General features: G+C 67.0%; 18 protein-coding genes. 9 read left to right on the top strand and 9 right to left on the bottom strand.

Annotation, left to right across the window (positions count from 1 at the left end; genetic code table 11):
• Positions 1-40: 40 nt before the first annotated feature.
• The 4 genes from ITJ67_RS11015 to ITJ67_RS11000 form a co-directional block, all read right to left on the bottom strand.
• Positions 41-301, bottom strand: a complete 261-nt coding sequence (locus ITJ67_RS11015; protein ID WP_194677636.1) for a DUF3253 domain-containing protein — start codon at positions 299-301, stop codon at positions 41-43.
• Complete coding sequence (locus tag ITJ67_RS11010; protein WP_160070894.1) at positions 298-1,119, bottom strand: alpha/beta fold hydrolase; 822 nt, start codon at positions 1,117-1,119, stop codon at positions 298-300. The genes ITJ67_RS11015 and ITJ67_RS11010 overlap by 4 nt, the downstream gene beginning before the upstream one ends.
• A gap of 109 nt (positions 1,120-1,228) precedes the next feature.
• Complete coding sequence (locus ITJ67_RS11005; RefSeq protein ID WP_323741447.1) at positions 1,229-2,761, bottom strand: APC family permease; 1,533 nt, start codon at positions 2,759-2,761, stop codon at positions 1,229-1,231.
• A gap of 118 nt (positions 2,762-2,879) precedes the next feature.
• Positions 2,880-3,788 (bottom strand): LysR family transcriptional regulator, encoded by a 909-nt coding sequence (locus tag ITJ67_RS11000; RefSeq protein ID WP_194677635.1) that lies wholly within the window; start codon positions 3,786-3,788, stop codon positions 2,880-2,882.
• A gap of 121 nt (positions 3,789-3,909) precedes the next feature.
• Here ITJ67_RS11000 and ITJ67_RS10995 point away from each other — a divergent pair, with 121 nt between their 5' ends.
• From ITJ67_RS10995 to ITJ67_RS10975, 5 genes are all read left to right on the top strand, one after another.
• Positions 3,910-4,407 (top strand): YjbQ family protein, encoded by a 498-nt coding sequence (locus ITJ67_RS10995; protein WP_160070896.1) that lies wholly within the window; start codon positions 3,910-3,912, stop codon positions 4,405-4,407.
• Positions 4,404-5,885 carry an FGGY-family carbohydrate kinase gene (locus ITJ67_RS10990; protein WP_194677634.1) on the top strand — a complete coding sequence of 494 codons (1,482 nt, stop codon included), beginning with the start codon at positions 4,404-4,406 and terminating at the stop codon, positions 5,883-5,885. The genes ITJ67_RS10995 and ITJ67_RS10990 overlap by 4 nt, the downstream gene beginning before the upstream one ends.
• 67 nt (positions 5,886-5,952) lie before the next feature.
• A complete protein-coding gene (locus tag ITJ67_RS10985; protein ID WP_228502669.1) occupies positions 5,953-6,759 on the top strand; it encodes a sugar phosphate isomerase/epimerase family protein in 807 nt (268 codons plus the stop codon).
• On the top strand, positions 6,756-7,490 hold the full coding sequence (locus ITJ67_RS10980) for a triose-phosphate isomerase (protein ID WP_194677633.1): 735 nt from the start codon (positions 6,756-6,758) through the stop codon (positions 7,488-7,490). Before ITJ67_RS10985 ends, ITJ67_RS10980 begins: the two co-directional genes overlap by 4 nt.
• Entirely contained in the window at positions 7,487-8,254 is a 768-nt protein-coding gene (locus ITJ67_RS10975) for an SDR family oxidoreductase (RefSeq protein ID WP_194677632.1), read from the top strand. The genes ITJ67_RS10980 and ITJ67_RS10975 overlap by 4 nt, the downstream gene beginning before the upstream one ends.
• 118 nt (positions 8,255-8,372) lie before the next feature.
• Here the strand turns inward: ITJ67_RS10975 and fdhA are convergent, their stop codons facing one another.
• Entirely contained in the window at positions 8,373-9,587 is a 1,215-nt protein-coding gene (fdhA, locus tag ITJ67_RS10970) for a formaldehyde dehydrogenase, glutathione-independent (RefSeq protein ID WP_160070901.1), read from the bottom strand.
• 257 nt (positions 9,588-9,844) lie between these two features.
• Between fdhA and ITJ67_RS10965 the strand changes: the two genes are divergently transcribed.
• Positions 9,845-10,702 carry an SDR family oxidoreductase gene (locus ITJ67_RS10965; RefSeq protein WP_194677631.1) on the top strand — a complete coding sequence of 286 codons (858 nt, stop codon included), beginning with the start codon at positions 9,845-9,847 and terminating at the stop codon, positions 10,700-10,702.
• A 171-nt stretch (positions 10,703-10,873) separates the two neighbouring features.
• Here the strand turns inward: ITJ67_RS10965 and ITJ67_RS10960 are convergent, their stop codons facing one another.
• Entirely contained in the window at positions 10,874-12,049 is a 1,176-nt protein-coding gene (locus ITJ67_RS10960) for an FAD-dependent oxidoreductase (protein WP_194677630.1), read from the bottom strand.
• 53 nt (positions 12,050-12,102) lie between these two features.
• Here ITJ67_RS10960 and ITJ67_RS10955 point away from each other — a divergent pair, with 53 nt between their 5' ends.
• The 3 genes from ITJ67_RS10955 to ITJ67_RS10945 all read left to right on the top strand — a co-directional run bounded on the left by ITJ67_RS10955 (position 12,103) and on the right by ITJ67_RS10945 (position 15,724).
• A complete protein-coding gene (locus tag ITJ67_RS10955) occupies positions 12,103-12,645 on the top strand; it encodes a TetR/AcrR family transcriptional regulator (RefSeq protein ID WP_160070904.1) in 543 nt (180 codons plus the stop codon).
• 191 nt (positions 12,646-12,836) lie between these two features.
• Positions 12,837-14,360, top strand: coding sequence for an APC family permease (locus ITJ67_RS10950; protein WP_160070905.1), 1,524 nt, complete (start codon positions 12,837-12,839; stop codon positions 14,358-14,360).
• A gap of 125 nt (positions 14,361-14,485) precedes the next feature.
• Entirely contained in the window at positions 14,486-15,724 is a 1,239-nt protein-coding gene (locus ITJ67_RS10945; RefSeq protein WP_194677629.1) for a saccharopine dehydrogenase family protein, read from the top strand.
• Between the two features lie 288 nt (positions 15,725-16,012).
• Here ITJ67_RS10945 and rbsK read toward each other — a convergent pair whose 3' ends face one another.
• The 3 genes from rbsK to ITJ67_RS10930 are packed head-to-tail and all read right to left on the bottom strand — an operon-like array spanning position 16,013 to position 17,957.
• Positions 16,013-16,942 carry a ribokinase gene (gene rbsK, locus ITJ67_RS10940; RefSeq protein WP_194677628.1) on the bottom strand — a complete coding sequence of 310 codons (930 nt, stop codon included), beginning with the start codon at positions 16,940-16,942 and terminating at the stop codon, positions 16,013-16,015.
• Positions 16,939-17,349, bottom strand: coding sequence for a DUF6157 family protein (locus ITJ67_RS10935; RefSeq protein WP_194677627.1), 411 nt, complete (start codon positions 17,347-17,349; stop codon positions 16,939-16,941). The genes rbsK and ITJ67_RS10935 overlap by 4 nt, the downstream gene beginning before the upstream one ends.
• A 47-nt stretch (positions 17,350-17,396) precedes the next feature.
• Positions 17,397-17,957, bottom strand: a complete 561-nt coding sequence (locus ITJ67_RS10930; protein ID WP_194677626.1) for an AAA family ATPase — start codon at positions 17,955-17,957, stop codon at positions 17,397-17,399.
• Between the last annotated feature and the right edge of the window lie 84 nt (positions 17,958-18,041).

Here is an 18,041-nt window from a genome sequence, read left to right as displayed (position 1 = left end):
CACCTTTGGAGCCGCCCGCCACCCTTGGGCAGCGCGAGGATCAGACGCGGCGGCGGATGCGGATCGGCCCCCTGGCCGAGGCGCCGTCGACGACTTCGCCGCCCTGGGTGATGTCGACGTCGCCGGCCGCCACGAGGCGCAGCGCGGCTGCCCTCGCCGCATCCATCTCGCCGCGCCACTCGTCTCCCCCAACGGCTCGCGCCGCCTCCGAGGGGCAGATGGTGGCCCCCTCAGCCCGCTTGGCGAGCAAGTCGAGGATCACACGCTCGAGCTGCTGATCGCGCTGCGAGACCGCGGTCACAGCAGCCGCTCCGCGAGGACCTTCGCCGTCGCCTCGGGATGCACGCGGTGCCCGACCGACTCGGCGACCTCGACGAGCTCCGACCCCGGCAGCGTCTCAGCAAGACGCCTCGCGGCGCTCGCGAGGAACGGGAACGTGTCGCCGCCCACGACGATCGTCACGGGCACCTGCACGTCGACCATCGCCGCTGTCGGCGTCGACACCTGCCGCACGAGCTGCGCGTCGTAGACCGTCGACTGCGCGAGCGGCACAAGCCCGGGGAAGATCGGGCTCTGCCGGATCTGCTCGACGAGGGCAGGGTCGAGTCCGACCCCCTCGAGCTGGAACGTCGAGACCGCGGTTGCCGCTTCACCCTCGTCGACGAGCCGCTGCAGGCGCTCGGCGAGGTCTGGGTCCGGTTCGTGCTGACCGAAGCGGAACGGAGGCTCCGACAGGAACAGGTGCTGCACGGGAACACCGAGGGAGGCGGCGAAGAGCGCCAGCACGGCCCCGGAGGAATGCCCCACGACGCTCACTTGACCGCCGACCGCGCCGATGACGGCCGCGAGGTCTTCTGCTTCACGCTCTGGCGCCGACGGCTTCGTGTCACCGCTGTCGCCGCGAGCGCGCCGGTCGAAGGCGACGGCGGCGAAGCCGACCCTGACGAGTGCGAGCGCGAACTCCGTCACGTCCCGCGCCGTCGAGAACGCGCCGTTCACGATGACCACCACGGGCCCCGAGCCGCGGACCTCGTATGCGATACGCGTTCCATCCGCCGACAGGACCGTCTCGCGATCAACGCGAATCCCGCCCGTGCCCGGCTCTTCTGCTGCAACCATGTTCCTGCTCCCTCACCCTTGAGCGCTGCCGTCGACCCTCCATCGAGGATGGGCCGCGAGGCAAGTCTGTACCCTCGCGGCCCGTCTGGGGCGTTTCCTCCTCGGAAAGCTACCGAGCTGCAGTCAGCTCCTCGTCGGGATGCTCGCGCGCGTAGTTGGAGCCGGCGTGGCCCGTGCTCAACCGCTTCCTGAGCACCAGCAGCCACCAGAGGAATGCCAGCCCGAGAGCTCCTGCGAACACGAAGCCGTTGCCAGCGAACGCGGGGAGGAACAGCAGTGCGATCTCGACGATCAGGAAGACCACGAGACTGATGATGAGCAGCGGTCGCCTGGCGCGCCCGAGGTCGAAGGTGCCCGGTTCGGGGGCTGGGATGCGACCCCTGTAGGACGCGATCAGCAACCCGATCGTCTGCAGGACGTAGGTGCTGAAGAACGCGAGCGTCGCGATGCCGAGGAAGTAGTTGAAGGCGGCGGGGCTGACGAGCGCAGACAGGAGCAGGAGCACCGAGACCACCCCGAGCGTGAGCACTGCTGTGGACGGGGTCTTGCGGGTGGGGCTGACGTGGCGGAGCGCTTTCGAGAAGGGCATCATGTTGTCCCGCGACATCGAGTAGAGCAGCCGGGTGCCGACCAAGACGTTGGCGAGCAGGCACACGAGGATATTGGTGAGCGCGATGGCGATGACGATCTTCGAGACGACGGGACCGAGCTGTTGCGAGATGATCTCGTCGATGGGCGCCGAGGAGGCGAGCACTCCGGCCGGGTCCTTGATCGCGAGCGTGTAGACGAGGTACATCGCGAACTCGATGATGCAGGAGGCCGCGAACGCGTAGAACATGGTGCGGGGGATGACGCGGCGTGCGTCTTTCGTCTCCTCCGCCACATCGGCGACCGCCTCCACCCCGACGAGTCCGAAGAACGGCCCGAGAGATGCGGCGAGCCATGCGAGCAGGTAGGGAGTCGCGTCATCGGGGCTGTTGCCCTCGAACAGCGACGAGAACGGCTGCGCGTTGCCCGGGATGACGAAGGCCACGAACGCGATCACGAGCGTGACGCCGATGGTGACGACGAATTCCAGCCCCACCCCGATGTTGTTGATGAGCGTCGCAAGCCGGACTCGGTAGGCGTTGATGAGCACGCAGACGATGACGACCGCGATGGCGAGGAAGATCTGATTCGGCTGTGAGAGCTCCCAGCCGAAGACGCTGCCGAGGTAGCCGGCGAACACGTAGCCGAGGCTGGTCATGCCGCTGGTCCAGCCGATGAGCGCCGCGAATCCGGTGAACCAGCCGAAGACCGGCCCGTTGAGTCGGCTTGTCCACTGGTAGGCGTAGCCGGCGAGAGGGATCTTGGCCGAGATGTCAGCCGCGATGAGCGTCCAGAGCAGGAATACCGGGATCGCGATGAACAGGGTCCAGATGAATGGAGCTCCCGCATTCGAATAGCCAGCCGCGAATCCGGAGAAGACCGCCGTGGTCGCGCTGATCGTCGAGAATCCGATTGCGAAGGATGCGATCTTCCCGACGGATCTATCGAGTTTCTGGTCATACCCGAATTCCGCGAGCCGGGCATCCTCGTCCGTGCCTGAACTCGATGGTTCAGGCAGAGGATCACGCCTGGACCTTTTCAGTGGATTTATCACTGCATCTCCTCGCCTCTTTGCGTGGAACGACCATGATCCGGCCGTGTCCTTGGAGACAGTGAACCCAGTGGCCCAGCACTCTGGAAGTCCGGTCCTCTTATGGATTGATAACTCTGGTCTATCGGTCCGAGTCCGATTGCCGCACCTGCGCCCGGTCGAGCATGCGCTGGACGAGTCTTCGCGCGGACGGTGAAACCCGGTCGGGGTGCCAAGCGAGCGCGGAGTAGCTGACGGGCCTGTCCACGATGGGGACGAACGTGATGCCCGGCCGGTCGTAGAGCCTGGTCATGGACGAGGTCGTGAAGCTCACGCCGATGCCGCGGGAGACCATCGTCGTCTCGGTCTCGTACGTTGCAGCCTCACCGGCGATCAGCGCCGGCTTGCCGTGTCGAGCGTCGGCAGCCATCCAGTAGTCGCGCCAGGCTCCTGCCGACTCGGGGGCGACGATCAGCGGCTCGTCGAGGAGCTCCTCGATCCGCAGCTCGCTCTTGCCCGCGAGCCGGTGCGCCCTCGGCAGGCAGGCCACCCAGGTCTCCTCCTCCACCACTGCCATCTCGAGCCCGAACGCCCCGACGGGAGGGCGGATGAGCGCGATGTCGGACTTTCCACTCGCCAGCCCGGCCGTCGGGTCCGCGAAGTCGTATTCCGTCATCTCGATCGTGATGCCCGGCAGGTCCCGCTCCACGTCCTCGAGCAGGGTGAAGAGGAGATCCGCTCCCGTGCCGATGAGATACCCGATGCGCACTTCGGCGTGATTGATGAGCGTCGAGGCGACGTCGAGGGTCTCGTCCACAGCGCGCAGCGCCGCACGCACATGGGGGAGCCACTCGCGTCCGAATGCGGTCAGCGTGACGGACCGGGTGTCGCGGTCGAAGACCTTCGCGCCCAGCTGCTCCTCCAGTTGACGGATGGCGGAGGAGAGGGCGGGCTGGGTGATGAAGAGCTTCTCGGCAGCTCGCCGATAGTTCAGGTCCGCTGCGACCGCGTTGACGTAGCGAAGCTGCCGCAGGGTCACGTCTCCGGTCATCGCTCCTCCAAGAGTCAGTGATAGATGCAGCTTATGAACTCATCGTAGCTTCGTCTTTCCGCTCAAACAGATTCGAGATCAGGATGAAGTCACTCACACGACTTCATTTGAGGAGCAGAACATGGGCGTTCACAGCGGGTCGCATTCGATCGACACACCCGCGCGGCAGGAGTTCTTCGACATCACCGACGAGGCGCAGACGTTCCTCGCCGAGCTCGGTGCCAGAAATGGACTCCTCACCGTCTACACGGCGCATACGAGCTGCACGGTCTTCCTCCAGGAGGAGTCCGAAGACGTGACGTATTACGGGACGCAGCTGATCCTGCAGGACACGCTCAACGTCCTCGCGAAGATCGCTCCCCCTACTCGCCATGAGGGCCAGTACCTGCATCCGGGGCCGATCCACATCGAGAACGCCGCCGCGCTGCGCGATGAGCTGCCCGAATGGGGCCTCAACACCGACGGTCACATCATCTCGTCGATCCTCGGCCGTTCCGAGGTCATTCCCGTCGTCGATGGCGCGGCCGTACTCGGTGAGTTCGGACGCATCTACTTCGGCGATCTCGACAGTGTGCGCCCGCGCACACGCGTCGTGCACTTCCAGTTCATGGGTGAATGACGATGCTCGTCTACGCCATCGATGTCGGAACCACGAACCTCAAGGTCGTGCTCTATGACGAGCGGCTCGCGGTTCTTGCGAGCGCATCCGGGCCCGTGAGCTACGAAAGGTCCGGCGACCACGTCGAGTTCGATGCTGGAGCGCTGTTCCAGACCATCCTGGCGCTCGTCGCCGATTGCGCGCGGCGCGCAGCGGTGACAACTCGTGAGCACGACGCAGTGCTCGCGTTCACGGGACAGGCGGAGTCGCTGGTTCTCGTGGATGCCTCCGGTCGTCCCGTCCGTCCAGCCCTCTCCTGGCTGGACAGCAGGGCCGGTGTCGAGGCCGAGCTCATGGCTGCGTCGTTCTCAGCGGACACCGCCTTCGAGATCAGCGGGCAGCCATTCGCGTCGGCTGCATGGCCCGCCGCCAAACTGCGCTGGCTCCGAGCGCACGAGCCGGAGACGATGGCGAGAACCCACGAGGTGCTGATGGTCAAGGACTATCTCATCCGCCGCTTCACCGGGCACAGCGTCGGCGAGGTCTCGACACGTGGCTTCACCTACCTGTGGGATGTCCGCCGATCCCAGTACTGGGGGGAGATGCTCGAGTTCTGCAGCCTCACCTCAGACCAGCTGCCGGAGGTCGCTGCTGCCGGCTCCGACGTCGGCCCAGTCCTGCCGGACGTGGTCCCTCAGCTGCCCGAAGCCGTCGGCTATCAGGTGAACGTGGGCGCGCTTGACCACTTCTGCGCGATGGCGGGCACCGGCTCCTACCAGGCTGGCACCATCAGCGAATCAGCCGGAACGGTGCTCTCACTGTCGATGCTCGCGAGCGACTGGCGCTTCGACCCCAGCCAAAGGATCTCATTCCACACCGGACTCCACCCCGACGACATCGTCCTCTTCAACGGCGCAGACAGCGGAGGGGTTGTCCTCGAGTGGTTCAGAAGGGAGGGGCTCCAGAACCTCTCCCATGCGGAGCTCGAACGCGAACTCACCTCCCGGTCGGCGATGGGCGCCCCCATCTTCCTGCCCTACCTCACAGGCCTGAATCCGCCCGACTACCTTCCGGATGCTCGCGGAGCTTTCGTGGGCATCTCCCTCAGCCATGACCGCTTCGACCTCGCATACGCAGTCGAAGAAGGCCTCGCCCACCTGTTGAAACGCAACATCGACTCTTTCAGCGGAGTGCGTGCGCAGCAGATCGTGTCCACCGGCGGTGGCACTGCATCGACCTTCAGGAACCAGCTCAAGGCGGACGTCTGCGAGGTGGACGTCGTTGTCCCCAATGAGCGCGAGGCGACCTGCAGAGGGGCCGCGGTGCTCGCCCTCGTCGCGGTAGGAGAGCTCGCGAGCATCCACGACGCCGCGGAACTCAACCGACCCCTGACCGCGCGCTACGAGCCGTCTCGTGGGCGGCTCCGGACCGAACTCATCGACCGCGCCGAGCGCTACGCGCTGTTCGAAGACTCCCTACAACGCCTCTACGCGACCTGACACCTGCACCAGCGTGCAGAGGACGACACAAAAACACCTCACACGAGGTCGAGAAAATGGAGTGAAGATGAAACTGTGCTGCTCATCGCCGATGATTCCCGGTGCGACTCTCACGGAGAAGGCGGAACGGCTCTCGGCCTGGGGGTACGACACGATCGCGATCTTCCAGCCGTTCGTCGATTGGAACGACGACATCCGGGTGGAACTGGGCGAGCTCGAGTCGCAGACCGGGGTGCGCCCAGTCGAGTTCGTGCTCACTGACGACGTCTACGGCAACGCCATGTCACCAGACGCGGATCTTCGAACCCGATGCCGAGAGATGTATCTGGAGGCGGCATCGGTCTGCGCTGAGATCGGCCTCGTCACTGAGATCGAGTTCGAGTACGGCCCCCAGAATCCCCTGCCCCTCTTCGACCCGTTCCTGCAGCTTGATCTCCGTCAGCAGGAGGGCTTCCTGGACTTCTACGCCGAGATGCTCGACGTCGTTGACGGGACCGCCGGGCGCGTGCTCCTGGAACCGCTCAACCGGTACGAGAGCCGGTACCTCAACCGCGCCTCCGACAACGTCCACCTCCTCGAGATGATCAACCATCCGAGTGCCGGTCTCCTCCCCGACACCTTCCACATGTCGATCGAGGAAGCGGACATCGCCGCGACGCTGCGTCAGTGCGGTGGCCACGTCAAGCAGGTGCACCTCGGGGAGAACAACCGACTCCTTCCAGGTCATGGCTCGCTCGACTGGCCCTCGATCATCGGAGCCCTCCGAGACATCGGATACACGGGCTCCCTGAATCTCGAATGCTCCACCCACGGCGATCCGGAGCGGAGCCTGCCAGAGACAGCCCGCTTCCTGCGGGCATTGATCGACGCATGACCAGACTCCTCACTCCGCCGTTCTTCGAGATCGGGCCGAAGAACCTGCTGCGTCAGACCGAGATCGAGGCGCTGGCCGTCGCAGCGGGAGCGGCGGGGGCCGAACACGAAGTCGATGTCGTCCTGACCGTCCCGAACGCGCTCGTCACTCGAACGGCAGAGCTCGATTCAGGCGTGCTCGTCTTCGCGCAGGCAATGGACGCGGACACGATCGGCGCCACCTTCGGTTCCACGACCGCGGAGGCGCTCGTCGACGCAGGCGCCGACGGAGTCATGCTCAATCACGAGAGCCGCCAACTCGGCCCAGAAACACTCGCCGAAACCGTGTCCCGTGCTCACGGGGTAGGGCTGCTCACCATCGTCTGCGCTGGCACGATCGGCGATGCCGTCCGCTTCTCACTCCTGAACCCGACGGCGATCCTCTTCGAACCGCCCGAACTCATCGGGACCTCAGGTGCCGTCAGCCGCTCCTGGATCCCCGAAGCGAATACGACGGTCCGCGACACCAGCGGGGCAGTTCTCATGATGCACGCGGGAGGCGTCGCCTCCCCAACAATCGCCAGACACATCATGGCCGCTGGCGCGGACGGCACGGGATCGACGAGCGGCGTGCTCGGTGCGCTCGACCGGTCGGACGCAGCTCGCACGTTCATCGCATCCACAAGACAGGGGTTCGACGAGGCACTCGCCTCTCCCCAGCACGTCCAACACAACGAAGGAGACAGAACATGAGCAGAGAACTTGCAGGCAGAACCGCAGTCGTCACGGGAGGCGGCCGAGGGATCGGGCTCACCGTCGCCCGTTCACTTGCCGAGAACGGCGCCGACGTCGCACTCCTCGATCTTCTCGACAGCGTCGAGGACACCGCAGCACAGCTCGCAGACGAGTTCGGCGTCAAGGCAGTCGGTCGGAGACTCGACGTCGTCGATCAGGACGCGACAGCGGCGGTCTTCGCGGAGATCACGGAACTGCTGGGCACCCCGCAGATTCTCCTCACAGCGGCCGGCATCGAGATCAACGGCGACTCGATCGGTGTCACCGCAGCCCAGTGGCGGAAGGTCATCGATGTGAACCTGACGGGGACGTTCTTCTCCGCGCAGGCTTTCGGCGCGGGCCTCCTGAAGGCAGGGCTTCCGGGGAGCGCCGTCCTCATCGCATCCATGTCGGGCTCCATCGTCAACGTGCCGCAATGGGCTGCCTCCTACAACTCGTCGAAGGCAGCAGTCGCTCATCTCGGGAAATCCCTGGCTGTCGAATGGGCCAGCGCCGGCATCCGCGTCAACTCAATCGCGCCCGGCTACGTCCTCACCGACCTCACCCAGCAGATCATCGAGCGCGAGCCGGAACTCCTCGAGGACTGGGTCTCCCGTATCCCGCTCGGCCGCATGGCCACCCCCGCAGATCTCACCGGCCTTGTTCGATTCCTCGCCTCAGACGCTTCGAGCTATCTCACCGCGCAGCAGATCGTCATCGACGGCGGGTACACAGCGATCTGACGGATCTCGTGTGCTGGCAACCCCACGCACACGACGGGCCCCACGCTGCAGTCCTCCCTGCAGCATGGGGCCCGCCGCCCTCCACGCTCTGTCGCGGTCTGGTGTCCCCCGCTCCTGGCTACTTCACGTAGCCGTTGGGGTTGAGCACGTACTTCTTCGGCGCGCCCGCATCGAAGTCGGCGTAGCCCTTCGGGGCCTCGTCGAGCGTGATCGGCGTCGCCTGCACGGCGTCGGCGATCTTCACCTTGTCGAAGAGGATCGCCTGCATGAGCTGCCGGTTGTACTTCATGACCGGGCACTGGCCGGTCGTGAACGACAGCGACTTCGCCCAGCCGAGCCCAAGCCGGATCGAGAGCGAGCCGACCTTCGCCGCCTCGTCCACTCCGCCCGGGTCGCCGGTCACATACAGGCCAGGAATACCGAGCGCGCCGCCAGCCTCCGTCACCGTCATGAGGGAGTTGAGCACCGTCGCCGGCGCCTCGTGCCCCGCGTCGGAACCGTGCCCGCGGGCCTCGAAGCCGACAGCATCCACACCGCACTCGACCTCCGGCACGCCAAGGATCTGCTCGATCTGCTCGCCGGGGTCGCCCTTCGAGACATCGACCGTCTCGCAGCCGAACGAACGCGCCTGCGCGAGGCGCTCCTCGTTGAGGTCGCCCACGATGACGCACGCGGCGCCGAGCAGCTGCGCGCTGACTGCCGCCGCGAGTCCCACCGGGCCCGCACCGGCGATGTACACCGTCGAGCCTGGGCCGACCCCTGCGCTGTAGGCACCGTGGAAGCCCGTCGGGAAGATGTCGGAGAGCATCGTCAGGTCGAGGATCTTCTCGAGTGCCTGGTCACGGTCCGGGAACTTCAAGAGGTTCCAGTCGGCATACGGCACCAGCACGTACTCCGCCTGCCCGCCGACCCAACCGCCCATGTCGACGTAGCCGTACGCACTGCCGGGGCGGTCCGGGTTCACGTTGAGGCAGATGCCCGTCTTGCCCGACTTGCAGTTGCGACACCGCCCGCACGCGATGTTGAACGGCACCGACACGATGTCGCCAACCTTGATGAACTCGACGTCCGGCCCGACCTCGATGACCTCACCCGTGATCTCGTGACCGAGAACCAAGTCGACCGGAGCGGTCGTGCGACCTCGCACCATGTGCTGGTCGGACCCGCAGATGTTCGTCGTCACGGTGCGCAGGATGGCCCCGTGCCGCACCTGTCGACCCACGTTCGCCGGGTTCACGCCCGGCCCATCCTTCAGCTCGAACTCGGGGTACGGGATGTCGATGACCTCGACCTCGTTCGGACCCTTGTACGCGACAGCTCTGTTACTCGCCATGATCTCTCCTTTGAGTTGAGCGGGCTCTGCGTGCGGTGCACGCGAAGGCGCATCCCTGCGAACGTCTCTGTTACGCAGTGTTTCGAGGCTATTGGCCGCCCTCGGGACACACCAGGATTCGAGGCAGATGACCAGTGGATGCACAGACTCAGGCCCGGGTGATCTGTCCAGTCGACTTCCCGCGCGTTCGGAATACGGCCGCCGCCCCATCGGTTGTTGTAGCTGCAAGCATCCACTTCTCGGAAGGAACAGCAAGCATGGCAATCGTCATCACCGGCGCGACCGGACAGCTCGGAACCCTCGTCATCGACAGCCTCCTCGAGCGCGGCGCGACCCCCACCGAGATCGTCGCCGGCGGTCGCAACGCCGAGCGACTCGCGCAGATTCCAGCGAAGGGCGTTCGCACCGCCACCATCGACTACTCGAAGCCCGACACCGCGGCCGCCGCGATCAACGCCGGCGACACCGTCGTGCTCATCTCCAGCAGCGAAGTGGGCACCCGCGTCGCACAGCACGAAGCGGTCATCGACGCAGCGAAGGCCAAGGGCGCGGCCCGCATCGTCTACACGAGCGTCCTCGGTGGCGACCCGGATGCCCTCATCCTCGCGCCGGAGCACGTCGCGACCGAGTCGCTCATCCGCGAATCCGGTCTTCCTGCCACCATCGCGCGCAACGGCTGGTACACGGAGAACTACGTCGCCGACATCGCCCAGGGCGAGACGACGGGCGTCATCGTCAACAGCGCAGGCCAGGGCCGCGTCGCCAGCGCCTCCCGCGCCGACTACGCCGCCGGCATCGCCGCGATCGCCCTCGAAGACGGCCACGAAGGCAAGGTCTACGAGTTCTCCGGCGACAAGGCCTGGGACTTCGAGGAATTCGCGAAGACCCTCGCCGACGCGATCGGCCGCGACGTCGAGTACCGCGCGCTCACCACGGAGGAGCACAAGGCCGCCCTCACCTCGAACGGGCTCGACGAAGGCACCATCGGCTTCATCACGGGCCTCGACGCGAACATCCGCGACGGAGCGCTCGCTCTTACCACCGGCGACCTCTCCCGAGTGTCCGGACGCCCCACGACGACGCTCGCCGAGACGCTCCGCACCCTCACCGCCTAGGCAGCTCCGCCGGCGGTCTGGCCCACGGTCTGGCCCACGCCACGACGACCCTCGTTTTCGGGATGGGTTCCGCGCCTCCGGATGGCTTGCAGAGCATCCGCGGGCGCGAAACCCACCCGGAGACGGTCGCGGGTTACGGGTCCGACGCCCCGCGACGGATGCGCGCGGTTGCTACCGGAGCGGCTGCGGGGCGAGCGAGCGGGGTCGGCTGATCGAGAACAGCTCGGGAGCTGCACCAGCACCGTTCTCGGCGAGGTCGGCTCCGAGGCGGCCGATCGAGGGAACGAACTTGAAGCCCTCCCCCGCGAAGCCAGCGAGGATCACGATGCGGCCGACCCGGTCGATCACGAACCTGGCGTCGTCGGTCGTCGTGTAGGTGCAGCTGATCGGGTCGGCACTGTCCGCGTCGACGCCGGGCAGCCAGTCCCGCGCATACTGCGTGATGGCGTCGAGCTGCGCGGACACCGGCAGGAAGTCTCGCGAGTCCGGGTCGACGACTGGCCCGACCCCGTGCCATCCCGCCTTGATCCCCTCACCGGGGGTGAGCATCCCGTAAACCGGCGAGAGCCACCCCTCGTATCCGGGCCTCCCGAGCGCGGGCAGGTGGTTGAAGCTCGGCCAGTCGATATACCCGTTGAACTCGCGGAAGTGCACGGGCGCCTCCTGGGTGACGCGCAGGCGCGGCAGCTCGACGGCCACGCCGAGCAGCGTGCGGGTCCACGCGTTGACCGCTGAGACGACGACCTTCGCGGTGATCGTCTCGCGCGCGTGCCCTCGATGCTCGGGCTCTTCACCCCAGGAGTACGCCTCGACGACCACGCGTTCGGCCTGCTCTACGACGTTCACCGCTCGGGTACCCCAGCTCAGCTCCGCGCCGCTCGCAGCCGCCAGCTCGGCCATGCTCGTCAGCGCGTCCGCTGCTCTGACCCGGCCGGCCCTCGGGAGGTGCAGCACCTCGGTGTCGAAGCGGATGCCAGGCCATCGTTCGCCCGCGTCCTGCGTCGAGAGCAGCTCGGCAGGTTCACCGCTGGCGGAGATCGCGGCGTGCACCTCGGGGCTCGCCGCCCCGGGTCCGTGGTTCACGAGACCGACGAGGTCGAGGATCTGGCGGCCCGAGTCGAGCTCGAGCTCGCCCCACAGTGCCCGCGACTCGTGCAGCATCGCGACGAGATCCGGCTGCGTGTACGACGTGTTGAAGTTGCGTGTCGCCCCGTGGGATGCGCCCATGTGGTGACCTGGCTGGAACTGCTCGAGCAGGCGCACCCGCCTGCCGCGTCTCGCTAGCTGCCATGCGGTCGACAGGCCCATCGCGCCGCCGCCGATGATGAGCACGTCAACGTCAGTCATGACCCCACGCTACCCGCACTCAACTCGCGCGCTTTCCTCGGTACCATTGCGGAATGCTCACCGTCTCCGGTCAGCGGGAGAAGATCCTCACCGCGTACATGAACCTGCTCGTCGACTCCGGCGTGCGCGGGACGACCCTCGAAGCAGTGGGCACGACCTGCAAGCTCTCCAAGGCCGGGGTGCTGCATCACTTCGCGTCGAAACAGGCGCTGGGGGACGCGCTCCTCGAGGAGCTGCGAGGGCAGGCGCGCGTCGACGCCGACAACATGCTCGCCGACCTCGACAACGCCGTCTCGTATTACATCGTCTCCTCGCAGGATCGGGACAGCCTCCTGGAACGGCTCGTGGAAGCGGTCTACCGCCTCGCGCAGACTGGCGACAAGGACGCGCTCGACGTGCTCCGCCAGTGCCGTGAGGGCTGGTTCGATGCCCTGGTCCGGGCTATCGGCGACGCCTCGGTCGCTCGGCTCGTGCTGTTCGTCGGTGACGGCATGAACCACAACGCACTGCTCAGCGTGGGCTCGGAGAACGAGAAGTTCATCAACGCGGAGTCGACAGCCGAGATCATGAACTCGATCGCGCAGCTGCGCGCCTAGGGCCAGCTGCAGCGCAGCCTGCCCGTCCAGTCCGGTCGGGTCGGGTCCCCCATCCCGCCGACGGCCGCGTCCTGCGCGGAAACACAACCGTTACGACGGGATGCGGGAAAACTCTCGGCGCATCACCGACCAAATGGTAAGTTCGTGCTCACTCCGCGAACGCGGCAGGCCCTTTGATGCGGGAGACAACGATGACCAACGCACAGCCTGGCCCCATTACCGAGGCCCTCGCCACTCAGACCCCCGTCGGCAAGGGGCTCGCCCCCGCACGACTCGGCATCTGGGGCTCGACCGTCATCGGCCTCGCCTCGACGGCGCCGCTCTTCTCCCTCGCTGCGACCCTCGGCTTCGTCGTGATCGCCGTCGGCGAGCAGGCGCCCATCGCATTCATCCTCGCGTTCATCCCGATGATGTTCACGGCCTTCGCGTACCGCGAGCTCAACAACGAGCTCAACGACTGCGGCACCGTCTTCACCTGGGCGGCCAAGGCGTTCGGACCTCGCACCGGCTGGATGTCGGGCTGGGCCCTCGCGGTCGCCGGGATCCTGGTCATGGCGAACCTCGCGGAGATCGCCTCCGTCTACATCCTGCTGCTCATCGGGGACGGATCGCTCGCCGAGAACCGGGTCGTCGTGACGCTCTTCGGCGCCGTCATCATCGCCGTCATGACGTGGATCTCCATGCGCGGCATCGAGCTGGGCGAGAAGATGCAGGTCGTCCTGCTCGTCATCCAGTACGCGGCCATGGCGGCGTTCGTCGTCGGCTGCCTCGTCGGCTACTTCAACGGCACGGCCCCCGACCCGACGCCCGTCAGCATCGACTGGTTCAACCCGTTCCTCGCGGACGGCACCGGCATGGTGCAGGCGATCATCCTCGCCCTCTTCATCTACTGGGGCTGGGACACCTGCCTCGCCCTGACCGAGGAGACGAAGGACCCGAAGAAGACCCCGGGCCGCGCCGCAGTGCTCTCGACCGTGCTGCTGCTCATCACGTACGTCGGCATCACGATCGTCGTCATGATGTACGCCGGCCTCGGCGAAACCGGCACCGGCCTCGCCAACGAGGAGAACGCGGACGACGTCTTCTCGGTGCTCACCGACCTCGCGATGGGCCCGTGGGGCTGGTTCCTCGTGCTCGCCGTCGCCGTCTCGTCGCTGTCGTCGTCGCAGACCACGATCCTGCCCACCGCCCGCGGCACCTTCGCGATGGGCGTGTACAAGGCGCTCCCGAAGCGCTTCGCCGTGGTGAGCGAGAAGTCGAAGACCCCGACGTTCTCGACACTCCTCATGGGCATCGTCGCGATCGTCTACTACGTCGGCATGAGCTTCGTGTCGAACAGCGTGCTGCAGGACTCGATCCTCTCGATCGGCCTCGCCATCGCATTCTTCTACGGCATCGCGAGCTTCGCCTGCATCTGGTACTTCCGCACGAGCCTCTTCACGTCGACCCGCAACTTCTTCTACCGGTTCCTGTTCCCGCTGCTCGGCGGCGTGTTCATGGTGTGGGCGTTCTTCCAGTCGGCGATCGACATGGCCAACCCCGAATACGGATACACGACGTTCTTCGGCCTCGGCAGCGCGTTTGTCATCGGCATCGGCTCGTTTGTCATCGGCTTCATCCTCATGTTCGTCTGGGCCGCGATGCCCGGCTCGAAGGACTACTTCGAGAAGCGCACCATCAACCGCCACTCGGCGATCCTCGCCCCGGAAGACTGACCCGCAGCCAAGCGTCCCGCCTCCGGGGCTCGCGCTTGAGCCGCACCGCACGACCTACCAACCGCAAGGTTCATCCCGAGAACCGGGCAGAACATCCACCGCACGTGATCAGAGAAAGGCCTTTCGTGCACATCCTCATCATCGGCGCCGGAGGCGTCGGCGCAGCCGCTGCCCGCATCGCGAAGCGACGCAGCTTCTTCGACTCCTGCCTCATCGCCGACTACGACCCCTCCCGCCCGCAGGACCTCGTCGCCGAACTCGGCGACGACCGATTCCGCGCGGCCCAGGTGGATGCGTCCGACCCGGGCGCCGTCGAGTCGCTCGTGCGCGACAACGGCATCACGCACGTCCTCAACGCGGTCGACCCCCGCTTCGTGATGCCCATCTTCACGGGCGTCACCGGTGCCGGAGCGACCTACCTCGACATGGCGATGAGCCTCTCGAAGCCGCACCCCGAGCATCCGCGCGAGCAGACCGGTGTGAAGCTCGGCGATGAGCAGTTCGAGCACGATGAGGCGCTGAAGGAGCGCGGCGTCCTGGCGCTGTGCGGCATCGGCGTCGAGCCCGGCCTCTCGGACGTGTTCGCCCGCTATGCGGAGGATGAGCTGTTCTCGGAGATCGACGAGCTCGGCGTGCGCGACGGCGCGAACCTGACCGTCGAGGGCTACGACTTCGCGCCGTCCTTCTCGATCTGGACGACCATCGAGGAGTGCCTCAACCCGCCCGTCATCTTTGAGCGCGAGCGCGGCTGGTACACGACGCCGCCCTTCAGCGAGGCCGAGGTGTTCGACTTCCCCGAGGGCATCGGCCCCGTCGAGTGCGTCAACGTCGAGCACGAGGAGGTCCTCCTCATGCCGCGGTGGACCGACGCGAAGCGCGTCACGTTCAAGTACGGACTCGGCCAGGAGTTCATCGACGTGCTCAAGACCCTGCACATGCTCGGCCTCGACAGCACCGACCCGGTCAGCGTCAAGGGCCAGCAGGTGTCGCCTCGCGATGTCGTCGCGGCGGTGCTGCCGGACCCCGCGAAGCTGGGCGACCGGATGCGCGGCAAGACCTGCGCGGGCCTTCTCGTGACCGGCAAGGGCAAGGACGGCGAGCCGAAGCAGGTGTACCTGTACCACGTGGCCGACAACGAGGAGACGATGGCGAAGGACAATTCGCAGGCCGTGGTCTGGCAGACCGCCATCAACCCGGTCATCGCACTCGAGCTGCTCGCGAACGGCGTCTGGTCTGGTGCCGGGGTGCTCGCACCCGAGGCGTTCGACGCGAAGCCGTTCCTGGAGCTGCTCGGCTCGGCGGAGCCCGCCGGCTACGGTTCGCCGTGGCACGTGCAGGACCGCAGCGCGGCGCTGTCCGCGTAAGCGCCCGGGTCCGCTGACCAACTTCAGTGCGATATTGGGCCGAAGAGCCCGCTCGGGCGCCGCAGAGCCCGATATTGCACTGAAGTTGGTCAGCGACTCCGCAGCAGCCGCTCGATTTCGGCGGGAGCCGCCGGAACTCAACGGCAGCCGGGGCACTCGACGACGGCCGGCGGGCTCCGCTCCACACCCTGCCGCGCGCGCCGCCCGGCGGCCAACTTCCGTGATCAACGAGGCCAAGACGCTACTCTCAACGCGGCGAGCGCCGATCCATCACGCAAGTTGGCCGCATCAGCTGGCGAGCAACTCCTCGATCTCGGCGGCCGTCGGGATGCTCGGCGAGGCCCCGCGCTTCGAGACGGCGAGAGCGCCAGCGGCCGCCCCGAACCGGATCGCCGCTTCGAGGGATCGCCCGCAGGCAAGCGCAGCCCCGAGCGCACCGGCGAAGGCGTCGCCGGCCGCGGTCGTATCGACGGCGTCGACCTCGATCACGGGGAACGTCTCCACGCGTTCGGGTGTCACGAGCGTCGTCCCGTCCCCGCCGCGGGTGACGAGCACCGCCCCGACGCCGCGGTCGAGGAACCACCGCCCGGCTTCGACTGCGCTCGCCTCCGAGTCGACGACGACGCCCGTGAGCATCCGCGCCTCCGTCTCGTTGGGGGTGACGAGGTCGACGAGACCCCACACCTCCTCATGGAGGGGTGCGGCGGGCGCCGGGTCGAGGATCGTCGTGATCCCGGCATCCCGTGCCGAGCGCAGGATGCTCGCGGTCAGCCGCGCGGGAGTCTCGAGCTGGGTGAGCAGCACCGAGCTCGTGGCCGCGGAGTCGCGGATGCCCTGCACGACGGTCGCCTCGTCGAGCGCGTCGTTCGCCCCCGGCACGATGACGATGGAGTTCTCGCCGCTCGCATCCACGCGGATGTGGGCGATGCCCGTCTCGCCTGGCACCGTCCGCAGCTTGTCGACGCCCACGCCGGCGTCGACGAGCTCGCGCGTGACCATCGTGCCGAACGTGTCGTCGCCGACACAGGCGATGAACGAGGTGGATGCGCCAGCGCGAGCGGCCGCGACGGCCTGGTTCGCCCCTTTCCCTCCGAGGGCCAGGCTGAAGCTGTCGCCCCGTAGCGTCTCACCGGGTTCCGGTGGCCGGGCGGAGAAGGCGGTGAGGTCGGCGGAGACGCTCCCGACGACAAGCACGCCGCTTCGGTTCGTGCCGCTCATGCGCGCTTCGAGCGCATCGCCTTGAGCTGCGTGAGCGACTCGTCGCCTGCTTTCTCCTCATACTCGTCCGAGCCGAGTGGCACGAGCGCGACACGCGCCTCCTCATCGGAGTGGATGCCCCACCCCCAGCGCTTGCCGAGGGGCGACGCTCGCAGGCAGGCTTGGTCTTTGGCGAAGAAGGCGGCCCGGGCCGCGGCCCGCTCCTCAGCCGGTATCGCGTTGCGCACAGCGTAGGTCTCGAAGAGCACATCGTCGGACGTGTATTCGTACGGGTGCGCGGCGATGAGGGCGTGCTGGAGGCTCGCGATGGTCGGCCCCTTCGCCGACTCGGGCGGCACCTCAGCCTCGTCGACGGGGCAGTCGTCGGCGATCTGGATGAACGTGCTCGCGTAGTTCGTCGTTCCCATGGGCAGAGCCTACGGGGCCTTCATCGCAACACGCGGGGCTCGTCATGTCAGCGCTGCGGGCGGAGGCCGCGAAGCCAGTCGTCGGCCTCGGCCTGCGACCGGAGACGGATCACGCGGAGGTTCGGCCAGGCCCGCTCGGCCGCGTCCACTCTCCGGCGAATCTTGGCTCGACCCTTCCACCCCCACCGGACGATGTGCTCCGGGTCGACGAGGATCGTGTGCAGGGGAGGCTCGATGTTGCCGTTCCACAGTTCGACGCGCCGCAGCCTTCTGCGGAGCGTGCGCCGCACGAGCCGAGACATGTGCGTCCAGACCGAGTAGTCGAGGAACACCAGCGTGTCGGCCCGGCTCGTGAGCAGGTCACCGAGCTGAGTCGCGTACTGCCACTCCGTGACCCAGCGCTCCTCGCTGGTGAAGGCGTCGACGGATTCGATGAACCCGGGCAGCACCGTCCATCCCGGGCCATGGAACAGGGCGTCGATCTCCGTGTGCGGAAGGTTCGCCGTGCGCTCCACCTGGCGCGCAACCGCTGTCTTCCCAACGCCGGCGGCACCCGCGATGAGCACACGGCGAGGGGCGGATTCCGGGGATCCTGCAGGAGCTGACACTCTGCAACCCTACGGTCGCCTTCCGGCACTCGCTGGCCCGATGCCGCTCGAGCTCGCCGCAGGGTGGTCGGCGGCGGAGACGCG

Origin of the sequence: Pseudoclavibacter sp. VKM Ac-2867 (assembly GCF_015351275.1) — a bacterium.
Classification (GTDB): domain Bacteria; phylum Actinomycetota; class Actinomycetes; order Actinomycetales; family Microbacteriaceae; genus Pseudoclavibacter.
The sequence above is the reverse complement of the archived record's forward strand: the minus strand, read 5'-3'. Positions and strand labels throughout refer to the sequence as shown.